Raw genomic sequence first — 13,907 nt, forward strand, 5'->3', positions numbered from 1 at the left:
ACGGCGTATGAACCAGCCATCGGCCAAGGTGCAGGACCTTGGACCATCGCGACCGCTGTTCCACCACGGAGACTACGGTAGCTGGCTGCTTGCAATCGTTAAACACGGTTCCGCCCCGTTGGCGTGTCCGAACTGCGGTTTAGGGTGTCGTTGTGACCAATGTCTTTGATCGGCTGACCGGCCAAGAGGCGATCGCGGCCGATCTACGTGCCGCCGCCCGGGCCGCGCGGGTCCTCGCACAGGGGCTCGACGCGGGCAGCACCGAAGGTCTGTTCCTCCCCGACGACGAGATCCCGGGTGTCGATGCGGGATGGTCACGCGCGTCGATGACGCATTCCTGGCTCTTCACCGGACCGCCGGGGAGCGGCCGTTCGGTGGCCGCGACCTGTTTCGCGGCCGCACTGCAGTGCCAGACCCCCGACTCCGCGAACGTCGGCTGCGGCGAATGCCGCGCCTGCGTGACGGTCATGGCCAAGACCCACGCCGACGTCCGACACGTCGTGCCCGAAGGCCTGAGTCTCGCGGTCGGCGCGATGCGCGACATCGTGCAGGCCGCCGCACGACGCCCCGGAACCGGTCGCTGGCAGATCGTCATCGTCGAGGACGCCGACCGTCTCACCGAGCAGGCAGCGAATGCGCTCCTGAAGGTCGTCGAGGAGCCGCCACCGCGCACGGTGTTCCTGTTGTGTGCGCCGTCGGTGGACCCCGAGGACATCTCGGTGACCCTGCGGTCGCGATGCCGGCATGTCGCGCTGGTGACGCCGACGACCGCCGACATCGAACGCGTCCTCGTCGAACGCGACGGACTCGACCCGGAGCAGGCCCACTGGGCGGCGTCGGTCTGCGGCGGTCACATCGGTCGCGCCCGACGCCTCGCCACCGACCCCGACGCTCGTTCCCAGCGCGAGAAGGCGCTGGCGCTGGCACGGGCGGCGTCCCGGGATTCCACCGCCTACGCCGCGGCAGAGGAGTTGGTGCGGTCGGCGGAGGCCGCTGCCAAGGCGATCAGTGCCGAACTCGACGGGGCCGAGACCGAGCAGATGAAGACTGCGCTCGGCGCCGGCGGAACCGGCAAGGGAACCGCCCGGATGCCCCGCGGCAGCGCCGGCGCGCTGAAGGAACTGGAGAAGCGTCAGAAGTCGCGGGCCACGCGCGTCGGACGCGATGTCCTCGACCGTGCCCTCGTCGACCTCGCCGCGCTGTTTCGTGACGCGCTCGTCGTCGGGGTCTGGGCAAAGGTGACCGCGATGCACCCCGACAAGTCCGACGACATCTCGATACCCCTGGCCGGCTATGCCCGGCCCGAGCAGTTGCTGTCGTGCGTCGAGGCCGTTCTCGACTGCCGGGAGGCGCTGGACATGAACGTGAAGCCCAAGTTCGCGGTCGACGACATGGTCGCCAGGATCGGGTTGGCGCTCAAACGCAGGGTTGACGCCTGACGCGGTTCGGCGAGCGCCACCTCGATGTCTTGTCTGCTCGTCTCGGCGATGCCGTACGTGACCAGCAGCGTGGTGACCCATCAAGGAGATCGATGAGGAGAACCCCGTTCTGAAGAAGTGGCCGGCCCTATCATGGGTGGACGGTCGCGGGCCGTGCAGTCGATGAGCAAGGGAGCAGGCGATGTCCGACTTCATCCGCAAGATCAAGGAAGAGGCCAAAGCCGTCTCGGCCGCCATCGACCAGGAACTGACGGTCCTCGAAGGGGTTCCGGGGTACGACCCGCTGGCGGATGAGAAGGACGTGGAAGCCGCCGCCGACGAGCCCACCGCCGCCGACGAGGCCGAGGGCGAGCCGAGCAGGTAGACATGACGCACCGGCCGCCGGGTGGGGTCTCCCGCCCGGCGGCCGTCGTGCGTCATGGGCCCGGCTTCACTTCTGGACGAACCGCAGCAGGGCCTCGTTGACCTCGACGGCGTGCGTCCACAGCAGTCCGTGGGGAGCATCCTCGATCTCGACGTACTCAGCCGCCGGCACGGCTTCGTGGAAGCGGCGGCCGGTGGCGTCGATCGGCAGGATGTTGTCCGCGGTGCCGTGCACATGGGGTGCACGCGGTCGGGATGGACAAGGTGCGCGACGCGCCGGAAAGGCTACGGGCCGCCGAGACTTGCCGCGCAACTGTCGATCCTGGCGGAGGGGGCCCAGACGACCGCCGCGATCGCCGGCACCGCACAGGCTGCCGACGACGCGCGGAGTGCCGCCGAAATCCTGATCGATCAGGCTCTCGAATAAGTTGTCACTTGTTCGGAGGAATGGTCCGCCAAGCAATTAGTGGGTCATTTGAACCAATTGTTGAGGCATTCTGGTCGATTGATCTATCCGGAACGAATTTGGGCCATGATCGGTGATTGTTGAAACGGTATCCCGCCGAATCTCTAATTCGGTCTGCTAATGTTCCCGAGTAATCAACCCGTTGGAGAGTGCCTTCGGCACATGTTGACGCGCAACGGATCAGGGGCTGGGAAGGGTATGTGGATGCGATTCACGAAGGTGGCGACAGTAGGAATCGGGGTGGCGGCTGCGGCTGCGATGGGGTTCTCCGGATCGGGAGAGGCATCGGCAGCGCTGCTTCTGTCGTCGTCGTACCCTCACACACAATCCCTCAGTAATGGCACGGTGGCCGTGAAGGTGACCAACAAGACGTCGAAGACGGCGACGTGCTGGCTGTCCGTCCACAAGGCGAGCGACGAGACCGAACTCAAGATGCGCGCCACCGCCGTCAACGCGATCATCGCCACCGGCATCGAGTCCGGGCTGCTCGACAGCGCTCGTGAGGATGCAGCCGAAGGTGCGCTCAAGGTCGTGTGGAACGGCAAGAGCATCGCCGAGGACGGCTCGTCGACCGGACAGTGGGCCTCGGGTCGGACCGACACGTCGTATGCGATCTACCAGGAGTGCACGACCCCCGATCCGATCCTCGGGTTGACGATCAACGGCCTCGCGCAGGTCTACACCGTGACCGGAACCGGCAAGTCTCCTGACTCGCCTGACGATTCGGGCAACGGCAGCCTCGCAGGTCTGTTCGGCGGACTCCTCGGATAGTTCCTCGGACGGTGGGGGATCGGCGGGCCGAGACCTCTTGACCCCCGGCGTCAATGTCACATCGCTGCTCTGGGTGCATTGCTGTGCCCGCACGAAATCAGACACTCAATTCCCCGACGTTGTCGATCTTGTCGGGGTGTGCCTACGACACGTGTTGTAGGGCAATGAATCACGTGTCCGAAAGGGAACAGATGCGGTTTTCGCGGATGGCGCTGGCCGGAATCGGAGTGGCGGCTGGAGCCGCGGTGGCATTCACCGGGAGCGGAGAGGCTTCGGCGGCGCTGCTCCTGCCTTCGTGCAGGTCTACAAGGTGACCGGAACCGGTAAGGCTCCCGATAACCCGGGTGGTGGCGGCACTGGTGGTGGTGACACCGGTGGTGGCGACTCGGGCAACGGAAGCCTGGGAAATCTGTTCGGGTCGAGCTGATCCACTGGCCGGTTGGGGATCAGGCGGCCTCGCGGCCCGTCGAATCCCCACCGGCCGAGCTTGTTTCGGCGGAGTCCGACTTCTCCCGGTCCGTCCCGGCGTCCGATGAGTCGTCACCGCCGGTCGGTGAACCGGAGTCCCCGGCTCCGCTGTCTCCGGAGTCCGGTTTCTCCGAACCCGAGCCCGAACCCGAATCCTCAGAGTCAGGCGCTTCGGTGCCGCCGGGGCGGTCGTCGGCATCTCCGCTGCCGGGCTCGCCCTCGCCGCGGCCATCTGCGGGCGTCCGATCGTCGGTGGGGACGTCCTCGGCCGGCGGAACGATCCCCCCCGGCACGAACCCGCCGGATCTCGGCGGGTCACCCGGCTTCTCCGCGCCCGTCGCCACCTCGGACGGAACGGTGACGGTGTAACCATCGCCCGGTCGGTCCTGCTTGACCGAATCCACTGCTGTCACCGGCACCGCTGCGGTGTCGGGGTTCGGTGCCTGGGTCGGGTAGTAGGCCTCGGCGAGTTCGTCCCAACGAGCGAGGTCGTCCTTGTCGTAGGTGATCCCGAGCCGGTCGTGGACGGCAGCCACCAACAGCGCCAGGGGATGCGCGGCGTCGTAGACCAGGTATGTCGTGTTGCCGCTCTTGTACTCCTTCGGGTCACCCAGTCGTTCGACGTCGCCGTACGTGTGCGGTCCGGTGCCCGAGTGGATGGTGAGGAAGCCGGCCGCATTGACGATGAGCGACGCGACGGGCCGGTACGACACCCACTGGAAGTTGCTGACCGGGTCGCCGACGATGATCACCGACACGACCTCGACCTTGCCGGTGGCCTCCGGGTCGCGTGCGCCGTTCGCCTCGATCCCGGCCGCCTCGACGATCGGCTTGAGCCACGGCATGGCGTCGAGCCAGGCCTTGATGCCCCAGGGGCTCCGCGGGTCGGAGACCAGGACGACCATGTCCTTGCCCGGGACGAAGAAGTCGTCGTCGTAGGCCCGTGGGTTCTCGGCGGCATCGCCGAGTACGTCGGCGCCCTGCGAATAGCCGGTGTAGACGACGAACGGGCGGTCCTCGCCCATCTCGGCGAACGCGGCCATCACGGCCAGGTTCTGGTTCATCGCATGCTCTTTGGACTCGTCGTAGCCGGGCGAGAACGGAGCGATGGTGTTCGAGCGGCCGGCGATGACGGGTCCGAAGGACTCGGTGTAGTTGACGATGAGGGCCTGGCGGTTGCCGGCGTACGGGAGATTGCGCGGCATCAGCATGGTGTCGTCGGTCCCGGGTGTGACGACCATGATGGTGTCGTCGGGCAGGTCGGCGAAGATGTCGCTCGTGTTGTCGTGTTGGGTGGCTTCGCGGACGACGCCGCGGTCGATGAGGGATTCGACCACGGCGGTGACGTTCGTCGAGGCGACGGCGATCGGCACGACGGTGGCGAGAGACAATGCGCTGATCGTCAGCGAGGTGGCTGTCGCTCGCGACGGTTTACGAGGTGTTATGGCAGTCCGCGCCGGTTGAGACCGGTGCTTTCGTCCGCGACGTGCCCCCAATTGACCTCCTACAGTCGCATGGAGTGTAAGGAGCAGTGGGCTCGGAGTCTGTCATCCGAACGGATTAACGGGGCATACCTGGCACCGAATTATCTTTGCATCGCTAAGGGTTTAGCGGGCGGAAGATTCACTTGAAGGGCGGAAGAGGCTTCGGGTGTGCCTTCGGTAGTGGCGTGAGGGAGTGAATCCGTCGATGCGGGGAAGCGTCGTACGAGGGTCGAATCGTACGATCCTGGTGGAGCCGCCCAGGGGAATCGAACCCCTGACCTATTCATTACGAGTGAATTGCTCTACCGACTGAGCTAGGGCGGCGTGCTACGCGAGGCAGCGCAGACGAGTCTAGCGAGTCGATCGCCCGCAACAAAAACCGGCCCAGCTGTGCTGCCCCGCGCGTCGCCGCGCAGAATCGGCACCTGCGCGAAGAAGCGCCAGTTACAGCTGACGAACGGGCGTTGACCTGGAGATTCTGTGGCGGGTCGGGACTCAGAACGGGTAGTCGGAGCCGCACACCACCGGCACACGGTGGTCGGGGTCGAGCGCATTGCGGACGAGTGCGGCGACGGTCGGGGAGTAGGCCATGCCGACGTGACCGATCTTCGACGCCGGGCACACGTCCTGGACCAAGATGTTGACGACGTTCGGACCAGGTGTCATCAGCGTGACCTGGTACGGCGTCGAGATCTCGTCGTACCTGGTTGCGAAGTTGACGTAGTCGATCGACGGGTGCCGCGGGCCCCAGTAGCTCTGGCCGGGCGCCCGCGCCGGGAGTCGGTCGGTGATCGAGCCGACGCGGGAGAACCCCTGGTGTGATGCCGACAGCGCGATGATGGTGTCCACCTGCGCGGCGCGGCCGGGGAGTTGGGTCACGAGCTGGGCGATCGCTCCGCCCTGGCTGTGGCCGATGAGGTCGACCTTGGAGGCGCCGGTGGCGGCGAGGACCTTGTCGATGAACGGCGCGACCTGACGCGCGGATCGCTCCTTGTTGCCGAGGCCGCCGGTGGTGCCACTCCACGACGCCTGACCGTAGGTCGTGCTGAAGACGCAATACCCGGCGTTGGCGAGGGTCGGGGCGAGGTAGGCCCAGTTCGCGCTCTGGTTCATCGCGGTGGCATGCAGCAGGACGATAGGGTCGCGCCCTTCTCGATCCCGGCAGCCGAACCGGTTGCTGCCGGCCGGCGACTCGGTTGCCGGACCCAGGTAGTGCGCGGCGATCGCCTCGTCGGGATTCGTGGTGACCGGGAAGGGCGCGGCCTGCGCGGCGCCCGGGACGAGCAGCACGCAGGCCGCGGCAAGCGCGGTCGCGGCGGCGGCGAGGCCTGATCGGAGACGGCTCATGGGAGCATTGTCGCCCACGACCGTCGGCGCGACAGGCACTCTCGGACCTACGCGAGAATTTCGGCCATCTGCGTCAGGCGGATGCTGTTGCCCGACGGGTCCCGGAAGCCCGCGTCGATCCCGTATGGCCGCTCTTCGGGCTTCTCGGTGAATTCGACGCCGCGGGCGGACAATGCCTCGTAATCGGCCCGGCAGTCGTCGGTGGTGAGGAAGACGGTCCCCGCGAAACCCTTGGACATCAGGCTGTGGATCTCACCGGAAATCTCGGCCTCGAAGGCAGGCGGACCGGGGATGTCCATCAGCACGATGGAGACGTCGTCCTGTCCGGGCGGGCCGACGGTGAGCCAGCGGAACCCGCCCATTTCCGGGAGCGAGACGTCCGAGCGGACCTCCATCCCGACCTTCGTCGTCCAGAATTCCAGGGCCTCGTCCTGGTCATGGACCCACAGCTGAGCGCTGGCGATACGAATCATGGTGTGCACCTTTCGAATTGGTTCGTGGTCGGGCGTGTTCTCCCGGTGGTGGAACCAAAGTTACGGCCGCGCGGGTGCGGCGGTCTTCTTCCCGTGTGCTGTCTTCGGAAGCTGCTCGGCCGGCGCTGCGGACGGTTCCGGACGTTCGACGCGACTCGACGGTCCGGGCCGCGAGTAGACCCGCAACACACACGCGGGTACGTGAGCATAGGTGGCCGCGGGTGGGAACGAATCACGGTACGCGGTCGGCGTCTTGCCGAATGCGCGCGTGAAGCTCGTGGTGAACGATCCGACGCTCGACAGTCCCACCGACATGCAGATGTCGGCCACTGTGCGATCCGTCGACCGCAACATCGCTGCGGCCCGCTCGAGTCGCCGGGTCTGCAGGTAGGAATGCGGGGATTGGCCGAATGCGGCGGTGAACGCGCGCGAGAAGTGTGCGCGGGACAGCTTTGCCGCGGCGGCCATGTCGTCGACGGTCAGCGGTTCGGCGAACCGGACGTCGGCGAGATCCTTGGCGCGCAGCAGGTGGCGCGCCGGATGTGCGCTGGACATGGATTGATTATGCCGATCCCGCGATGACCCCGCGCCCTGTTCGACCGTCGGCTAGGTGACATCGCGACGGAGGAATTCGACGCCGCGCGGGGACAGTTCGTAGCCCACCTCGAGGCTCTCGGTCAGCCCGAGTTTCTTCAGCTTGGTGACGTCGTTCTTGAAACCCGCTCGGTCCCTGCCGAGTTCGACCGCGAGTTCGGTGGACACGACGCCGGGCCGGCGGGCGATGATCGCGAGGGTGTCCCGTGTCCAGGGTCCGTGTTCGGAGCGAGTGTCCATTCGATCGAGCCGCGAACGGATCTCCGCGACAGCGTCGTCGGAGAGATCGTCGTCGGCGCGCAGTGCGATCCGGGGATCCTCCCCGATGCAACGCAGTCCGATCCGGTAGGTCGGATTATCGGTGTTGACGCACAGCGTCGCCCGTATCGCATCGGCGTCCTCGTAGCCTGCCCGGCGGGCGTCCTCCGTGCTGAGCTGCGCGGGATCGACTCGCTCGAGGGACGTCACCTCGATGACGTGTGTCAGGGCGATGAAGCTCGATCCGGGACGGATGCGGGGACGCCCCCAGCGACGGAAGGCGAGGTCGACGGAACCGTCGGCGACCCCGCGCGCCACTGCAGCTGTGAGAAGCACGCCTCCGACCGTAGCGAGCGCGTTGGGGTCGCGCTGAGAGTCGGGATGAGTGCCTGTCGTGCCTGTGGATGACACCTGAGATGTTGCTGAGAGCTGTTGTAGGGTGACCCGAGATCAGCGACGGCAGTGCCGGCGCCACGGGGGGATCTTCCTTTGGTGTCGTGTCGTCGCGTGCACAACTGACAACGACGATCACCAGCCGGGGGGAGGGGGTCTCATGGTGCTGCAGCGTCCGCAGTCTTTGTGGTTCCCCGACGTTGCCGCCTGGCCGTCCTCCGGTGCCACGCCGGCGGTCGATCTGGCCGCTCACCTGGCTCGATTCCGATCCGTCGACGCAGTTCAGAGCGATGCCGGCGGCACGGCCGTGGCGGTGCTCGGCGCTCCGGCCACTTCTGTCGGGCGATCGGTGACGAGGGGTGAAACCCCCGTGGCCGCGGTTCCCGAGAAGCCCTCTTCCGATCTCGACTCCTTCCTCGCCGAGGCCGAGAGATCGGTCCGCGCGAAGCGAAAGGCCGTGTCCGGCATCGCTCCCGGGTGGCGCCGATTACTGGGTTCGGGACCGCGGATCGCGGGTGCGGCAGCTGCAGTTCTTGTGATTCTGACCACAGGCGTTGTCGCAATCTCGATGACTGGTGCCGACTCCGGGCGCTCCGCTGTGGCTGTGGAAACCTCCGAATCCGCCTCGCCGACCGAGGGGCCGACGACGTCGGCGGTCGCCCGCAACCCGGCGTGTGCGCAGCGTCCCGTCGGGTCGGGGACGACGGTGTCGAACGACGACGAGAAGGGCGACCAGGAGTCCGGTCCGGGCGCGATCCGCGCGTTCAACCACGCCTACTACGTACTGCGCTCGGCGAAAGCCGCACGCGCGGTTGCCGCCCCGGGTGCCGTCGCCTCCGAGTACGTCATGCAGCAGTACATCGATCAACGCCCGATCGGCACGCGGCACTGTCTGAAGATCACCGAACGGGCTCCCGGTGAGTACTCCGTCGTGCTCACCGAGTTGCAGCCCGACGCGGCGCCCATCACCTATCGCCAGGTCATCCGCACGTCGACGACGGGCGGCAAGACGTTCATCCAGTCCATCAGGTCCGTCGAATGAGTTCACGCGCAGCGTCATCGGGAGTCGCGCAGAAAGGTTGTACCGAGATGTCTCAGAGTCGTGGTCGGCATCGTAGGCGTCGGAGGCCGAGTGGTCCGGTTCTGTCGGTGACGTCTGCTGTTGTGGCGGTGTCGATCACGGCTGGTGCGGGTGCGGCGTTTGCTGTTCCGGAGCAGGGTGGTACCGATCCGTCGGATTCGGTGCCGGGTCAGGGTGGTACGAGTCCGTCTGATGTTGCGCCGGGTGCTCCGGCTCCGGGTGACACGGTGGTGCAGCCTGTGGTGGTGCCGGGTCCGGGTTCGGTTCCGGGTCCGCCGGTGGAGGCTCCGTATCGTTCGTACGACGATGCGAGTTCGTGGAGTTATGAGCGGCCGTATTCGCCGGTGATCACCAATCCTGTTGTGCCGCAGGTTGCTCCGCCGGTGCGTCCGATTGCGCCGCCGCCGGACAAGATTCGTGCGGGCAACTTCGTGACCGATATTCCTGAGGGTCTGTCGGACAAGGATGTGAACTCGATCAATGCGTGGTCGGCGTATGGCGAGGCGAAGATTGCTCAGGGTTTGATCTCGGTGGGTGTGCCGGAGGACGAGGCGAGTCGTCGGGCAGCTGCGACGATCATCGGTGTCATGGCCGGCGGTACGGCAGGTGCTGTCGCGCTGGGTATTCCGTCGGCGGTGGTTGGTGCTGTTGGTGGGGCTGGGGTCGGTGCGATCGCTGGTCTGGGAGTCAGCTGGATCACTACCGCTGGTGCAACGGCTTTCTTTGATGTGCCTGTCGGCGCTGGAATCGGTGCTGCAGTTGGCGGGATCGGGGCTGGCGCAGCCGGTGCAGCGCTCGGCTTCGCGATCGGTGGCACCGCTGGTGGTCTCCTCGCTTACTCCCTCGGGGCTGGTGATCCGGGTGCCAACCCGGATGAGCCGTGGAGGCAGAACCGCCCTCGGCATGCGGCGCCTGAGGTAAAAGAAGAGAATCAGTTTGAGTTTCACCTCTCGCCGGCCGAAGCGCGTCGCTCTGGCCTTCCGGCTGTTGACTATGTCGTCAACAGCCGCGGGGATGTGAATCTCAAGGTTGGGGCATCGGCGGTGAAATGGTCTGCTGCGCAGGCCAGGTCGCCCTATTCGGTCTTTGGCGAGGGCGCAGAGAAGTCCGTCCGGGACTGGACCAGGGCGCAATCGGACGGCTTGAAGAACGCCATCCCCGGCAGTGAAGTCCTCTGGCCGACGGAGAATGAATAGTCCTATGACGAGCGCTAGAGCGACAGCCCCACACCCAGTCCGTCGAACACATGCAAGTGTTCAGCACACGATCGAGTTCACCCCGCGGATGGGTCGCGCCGGAGAGAAGAGCATGCGACGGACAAGTGGAGGATTGAGATGAGAAGACTGTTCATCGGATTGATTGCTGGAGTTAGCGTGATCGTGTCCACCGGCATAGGGGCGGGTGGTGCGGCCGCTGCGCCCATCCCGAACATCGCGCTCTACGGCCATAATCTCGCGACAATGGGAGACCATTCCCTGTGCCGTGGCACTGTCAACCTCGCGATTCACACTCCACAGAACAAGCGCGGCGTGGTTCGTGTGACTGCACGGTCACTCGGATTCGGTGGTGACGGCGCCAGCTGGAAACGAAATCCAAAGTGCCGAGTACTATTCCAGACGACTTACACCAGTCTTCGGGGCTATGCACTGCACAAATGGGTGCCAGCAACGTTCGGTCCCCGTCCCGGTGAGAAGACAGAATGGGATGTCCCGACCGGATCGGGTCCGGCGACCATCGGTATCACGACGTACGCGGTGAACAATCCGGTCAGGACACCCACAGGTGGTCTCGTGGGTTTCCACATGCTTGTCCCGTAGAAGTACTCGTGTGTCAGATGACGAGCCTGCATGAACTCGCTTGACCACGGCAACCAGCCGCGAACTCCGTACCCTGATCGACGATGACTGGCCTGATACAGCCGCGCGACGGCGACCCGCAATCTTGGGATGAGCGGGCCGTCGTCGTTTGTGGAACCGCGGGCGGGGTCGGCACGTCTGTCGTGTCGGCCCTCCTCGCCGAACATCGCGCCGCGTCGACCCTCGGCCTGCTGTCGTGGTGGGTCGACGCGTCCGGCAACGACTGCGACATCGAGCTCCGACTCCGCGGAACTGGCAACGAAGAGCTGCTGCGCACCGCGTCGGGCACTGGTCTCTGGCTGCCTCCCGAGGAGGCGGCAGTCACCGACGCTGTGGTGGAGGTATGGCGGCAGGGCGCGGTGCCGGTCGTCGACGCCGGGGCGCACCCGCTCACGCTGCTGCCCGAACTCGCCGAAGACGACCTCCCGAACCTCACGCCGGTGCTCGTGATCAGCCCACGACCCGACCTGCTCAACCGGGCACGGGTCATCTTCACCGAATGGGACCGCGCGGGGGTGCTCGAGCGCACCGTCGTCGTGATCGGGTCCCAGCTTCCGGTGCCACAGCAGAAAGGCCTCGCGGACATGCTGGTCGGGGTCGTCTCCGGGGCGGTCGGCACGGTGATCGGCCTCGACTACGACCCGGTCATCGGCGCCGGGACCGCACTGGACCAGGACGCTCGACGCGGGTTTCTGCCTGCGACGGCCGAGGCGATCGCGAAACTGGCCGCAGCGACGTCGAACCAGCGCTGACAACGTTTCCACAGTGCGGGCTGAGTGCCGGAATCCGGCACTGAGCCCGCACTCTGTGTCAGCACCCCTTTCGCATCCGCGGTCCAGCAGGCAGCATGGGGGAGTATGACCGGCTCAACACGCAGTCCGCTGTCCCGTGCCCAGGCAACCGAAGCCGTACCCGATCCCTGGCGGGTGATCGGGTACAAGCTCCAGGCGGCCTATCGCACCGGTTCGATGGTGCGAGGTCTCGAGTTCATCACCAAGATCGTCGACGCGGCCGAGGCGGCGAACCACCACCCCGACATCGATCTGCGCTACGGCTCAGTGCATCTCGTTCTCACAACGCACAGTGCCCACCAGCTGACCGAGGCCGACGTCGCACTGGCGAACCGCATCGCGGGCATCGCGATCGAGATGGGCCTCGAGACGTTCCCCGAGCCCGCCGGCCAGTTCGACGTGGGGATCGACGCGCAGGACATCGAGGCCATCCGACCGTTCTGGAGGGCGGTGCTCGGCTATTCCGACGCGGTGGGTGACGAGTCCGTCGATCTGATCGATCCTGCCGGACGTCTGCCTGCCGTCTGGTTCCAGCAGATGGATTCCCCACGACCGGAACGCAACCGGGTGCACTTCGATCTGTGGGTGCCCCACGACGAGGTACACGAACGCCTGCAGGCAGCGATCACCGCGGGTGGCCAGCTACTGACCGATGAGTACGCGCCCGCGTGGTGGGTTCTCGCCGACACCGAAGGCAACGAGATCTGCCTGTGTACCTGGCAGGAACGGACCGACTGACGGTCAGTCGGGGTACATCGTCTGGGTGAACGCCATCCGGTCGCCTCGATAGAGTGAGCGGCGGAATTCGATGGGAACGCCCTGTCGTCGTACGACTGGCGCTTGAGCACGAACATCGGCGTACGCGCATCGACGTGTAGCAATGCCGCTTCGCGCGCGTCGGGAAGAGTGGTCTCCATCGTGTCCTCCGTTCTGCCGAAATTGATTCCGCGTCTCGCAAATTCGGCGTACAGAGATGACGACACCTCGAAGTTCGGCTCGAGATCGGGATACCGGTGGGCCGGTAGACGGGTCGTGTCGAGTCCTATCCGCACGCCGGCGGTGGTGATGATCCTGCCGTCGAGCAAGAGTTCTCGGAGTGCTTGACGAATGGTCTCGCGGGACACCGAGAATGCTTCGGCGAGTTCACGTTCCGCAGGGAACGGATCGCCCTCGACGAGATCTTCCAGCAGTCCTTCGAGCCGTGATCGAACCACCTGGTGCTTCAGAACACGCGGCCGCTCGAACAGATCCATGCTGCCGAAGATCAAGACTTGGTCTAGACCAAATGGAAGCCGAGTGTTCATCTGGAGTTCGGAGGAACCACCCGAATTGGGCTATACCAAAGGTGAGAGTTGTGCGCATGCAGACTTCAGGCAGCATCCGCATACCGAACTCGGAGGTCATCGACTCGACTGTCCCCCAGTACATCACCGGTCCCGTTCAGCTGGTCGTCTTCGACATGGCCGGTACCACCGTCGTCGACGACGGTCTCGTCACCCAGGCCTTCGAGGCAGCCGCCACCGCGGTCGGCGTCCCCGAGGCGGGAGAGACACGTGAACGCGCCCGCAAGTACGTGCTCGACACCATGGGGCAATCGAAGATCGCGGTCTTTCGTGCCCTCTTCGGCGCCGAGGGTGCAGCCGAAACCGCCAACGAAGAGTTCGAACGCGCCTACGGAGAACTGATCACCCGCGGAGTCGAACCCGTGGCGGGGGCTTCCGAAGTACTCGCCGGTCTTCGCGCTCGGGGCATCGCGACCGCCTTCACCACCGGGTTCAGTCCCGCGACGCAACAGCGAATCCTCAGAACTCTGGGATGGACCGAGGCCGTGGACCACGTCCTGGCACCTACCGCGGGCCTGCGCGGCCGGCCATACCCGGATCTCGTACTCGCCGCGGCCCTGACCGCACAGGTCGACGACCTGGCCAACGTGATCGTCGTCGGCGACACCTCCAGTGATATCGAGACCGCCCGTCGTGCGCGCGTCGGCCTTTCGGTCGGGGTCCTCACGGGCGCACACGACGAGGCCACCCTCCGTGCGGCCGGTGCCGACGCCGTGCTCGCCTCGGTCGCAGACCTCCCCGCGCTGATCCCCGACTCCTGAGCACTCCCTTCCCCAGAAT

At 65.9% G+C, this 13,907-nt stretch carries 13 protein-coding genes, 1 tRNA gene and 3 pseudogenes; 9 read left to right on the forward strand and 8 right to left on the reverse strand.

The features are described 5' to 3' along the window. The first annotated feature begins 152 nt into the window (after positions 1-152). Together GAA2_RS02050 and GAA2_RS02055 are read left to right on the forward strand one after the other, a co-directional pair. Positions 153-1,439, forward strand: coding sequence for a DNA polymerase III subunit delta' (locus GAA2_RS02050; protein ID WP_159405409.1), 1,287 nt, complete (start codon positions 153-155; stop codon positions 1,437-1,439). A 181-nt stretch (positions 1,440-1,620) separates the two neighbouring features. Continuing rightward, entirely contained in the window at positions 1,621-1,803 is a 183-nt protein-coding gene (locus GAA2_RS02055; protein ID WP_024499531.1) for a hypothetical protein, read from the forward strand. 66 nt (positions 1,804-1,869) lie between these two features. Here GAA2_RS02055 and GAA2_RS02060 read toward each other — a convergent pair. Next, positions 1,870-2,037, reverse strand: a pseudogene (locus tag GAA2_RS02060) (alpha/beta fold hydrolase); the annotation flags it as partial. A 54-nt stretch (positions 2,038-2,091) separates the two neighbouring features. Here GAA2_RS02060 and GAA2_RS02065 point away from each other — a divergent pair. Then, a pseudogene (locus GAA2_RS02065) lies at positions 2,092-2,229 on the forward strand (TetR/AcrR family transcriptional regulator); the annotation flags it as partial. 243 nt (positions 2,230-2,472) lie between these two features. After that, positions 2,473-3,039, forward strand: coding sequence for a hypothetical protein (locus tag GAA2_RS02070; protein ID WP_024499529.1), 567 nt, complete (start codon positions 2,473-2,475; stop codon positions 3,037-3,039). 446 nt (positions 3,040-3,485) lie between these two features. Here the strand turns inward: GAA2_RS02070 and GAA2_RS02075 are convergent, their stop codons facing one another. The 6 genes from GAA2_RS02075 to GAA2_RS02100 all read right to left on the reverse strand — a co-directional run bounded on the left by GAA2_RS02075 (position 3,486) and on the right by GAA2_RS02100 (position 7,999). After that, on the reverse strand, positions 3,486-4,898 hold the full coding sequence (locus GAA2_RS02075) for a PE-PPE domain-containing protein (RefSeq protein ID WP_024499528.1): 1,413 nt from the start codon (positions 4,896-4,898) through the stop codon (positions 3,486-3,488). A 341-nt stretch (positions 4,899-5,239) separates the two neighbouring features. Beyond that, positions 5,240-5,315, reverse strand: a tRNA-Thr gene (locus GAA2_RS02080). A gap of 171 nt (positions 5,316-5,486) precedes the next feature. Beyond that, positions 5,487-6,338 carry an esterase/lipase family protein gene (locus GAA2_RS02085; RefSeq protein ID WP_024499527.1) on the reverse strand — a complete coding sequence of 284 codons (852 nt, stop codon included), beginning with the start codon at positions 6,336-6,338 and terminating at the stop codon, positions 5,487-5,489. Positions 6,339-6,385: 47 nt separating this feature from the next. Further along, the gene (locus GAA2_RS02090; protein WP_006435059.1) at positions 6,386-6,811 is read right to left on the reverse strand and encodes a VOC family protein; all 426 of its coding nucleotides are present in this window, start codon (positions 6,809-6,811) and stop codon (positions 6,386-6,388) included. Positions 6,812-6,871: 60 nt separating this feature from the next. Beyond that, entirely contained in the window at positions 6,872-7,366 is a 495-nt protein-coding gene (locus GAA2_RS02095; protein WP_024499526.1) for a helix-turn-helix domain-containing protein, read from the reverse strand. A gap of 51 nt (positions 7,367-7,417) precedes the next feature. Then, the gene (locus GAA2_RS02100) at positions 7,418-7,999 is read right to left on the reverse strand and encodes a hypothetical protein (RefSeq protein ID WP_024499525.1); all 582 of its coding nucleotides are present in this window, start codon (positions 7,997-7,999) and stop codon (positions 7,418-7,420) included. 661 nt (positions 8,000-8,660) lie between these two features. Between GAA2_RS02100 and GAA2_RS23015 the strand changes: the two genes are divergently transcribed. From GAA2_RS23015 to GAA2_RS02120, 4 genes are all read left to right on the forward strand, one after another. Continuing rightward, complete coding sequence (locus GAA2_RS23015; RefSeq protein ID WP_232513054.1) at positions 8,661-9,098, forward strand: hypothetical protein; 438 nt, start codon at positions 8,661-8,663, stop codon at positions 9,096-9,098. 47 nt (positions 9,099-9,145) lie between these two features. Further along, entirely contained in the window at positions 9,146-10,333 is a 1,188-nt protein-coding gene (locus tag GAA2_RS02110) for a hypothetical protein (protein ID WP_394854767.1), read from the forward strand. A 704-nt stretch (positions 10,334-11,037) separates the two neighbouring features. Continuing rightward, positions 11,038-11,745, forward strand: a complete 708-nt coding sequence (locus tag GAA2_RS02115; protein ID WP_024499522.1) for a hypothetical protein — start codon at positions 11,038-11,040, stop codon at positions 11,743-11,745. A 105-nt stretch (positions 11,746-11,850) separates the two neighbouring features. Next, positions 11,851-12,522 (forward strand): VOC family protein, encoded by a 672-nt coding sequence (locus GAA2_RS02120; protein ID WP_024499521.1) that lies wholly within the window; start codon positions 11,851-11,853, stop codon positions 12,520-12,522. 3 nt (positions 12,523-12,525) lie between these two features. Here GAA2_RS02120 and GAA2_RS02125 read toward each other — a convergent pair. Next, positions 12,526-13,037, reverse strand: a pseudogene (locus tag GAA2_RS02125) (GntR family transcriptional regulator). Positions 13,038-13,138: 101 nt separating this feature from the next. On the opposite strand from GAA2_RS02125, the gene GAA2_RS02130 reads away from it, so the two are divergent. After that, positions 13,139-13,888 (forward strand): phosphonatase-like hydrolase, encoded by a 750-nt coding sequence (locus GAA2_RS02130; RefSeq protein WP_024499520.1) that lies wholly within the window; start codon positions 13,139-13,141, stop codon positions 13,886-13,888. The last annotated feature ends 19 nt before the right edge of the window (positions 13,889-13,907 follow it).

It is taken from the genome of Gordonia ajococcus, from assembly GCF_012974285.1.
In the GTDB taxonomy this organism is placed as follows: domain Bacteria; phylum Actinomycetota; class Actinomycetes; order Mycobacteriales; family Mycobacteriaceae; genus Gordonia; species Gordonia amicalis.